1 protein-coding gene is annotated in these 679 nt (G+C 75.6%); it reads right to left on the bottom strand.

Annotated features, from left to right (window positions below):
* The coding region (locus tag AC1RTA_RS16555; protein WP_492785364.1) for an NAD(P)H-dependent oxidoreductase at positions 1 to 679 on the bottom strand (679 nt) is incomplete at both ends.

Here is a 679-nt window from a genome sequence, read left to right as displayed (position 1 = left end):
GGCCATGGCGGCGCTGGCTTCGGAGGGGATGCCGCGGCCGGCGGCCAGGGCCGGGGCGGCTTGGCGGAGGGCGGCGATCTGCTTGCGGAACATGAAGCCCATGCTGGCCAGGGGTTTGCCGTGCAGCACTTCGCCGGCGCCCATGGCCAGGCCGCCGGCCCAGCCGAGTCCGGCGTTGTGGGCGAAGCGGCGCAGCTGGGCCATGGCGGAGCGGTTGTGGGCCGCTTCCGGGTAGCCGCTGTTGAGCAGGCCGGCGATCCGCTGCAGGCGGCCGGGCTGGGCGGCGATCTGTTCCAGGGCCTTGAGGACTAGGCCCGGCAGGCCGTCCACGTAGAGGGGGGCGGACACCACCAGCAGCTCGGCCTCGCCCAGGGCGGCCAGGGCGGCGTCGGCGCGGCGGCCGGGCTTGATGAAGTCGATGACGTGCACCAGGGTGGCGGCGACGCCCTGCCGTTCCAGGTTTTCCGCCAGGCTGCGGGCCAGGGATTCGGAGGTGCTTTCGCCCTTGGGCCGGGCGCTGCCCACCAGCAGGGCGGCGCGCTGCACCGGCGCCGGCGGTAGGGTCGGGTCCGGCGTGCAGGTCCGGGCCAGGGCATCCGCCGGCGGGTGGTGGGGGAAGGGTTCGCCGTCGCTGCCGGCCAGGGCCTGGGCGAAGCGGGCGGCCAGGGCTTCTTCCCAG

Source organism: Azospira sp. MPR-E4 (assembly GCF_058809645.1).
This window is presented reverse-complemented; position numbering and strand designations above follow the sequence as displayed.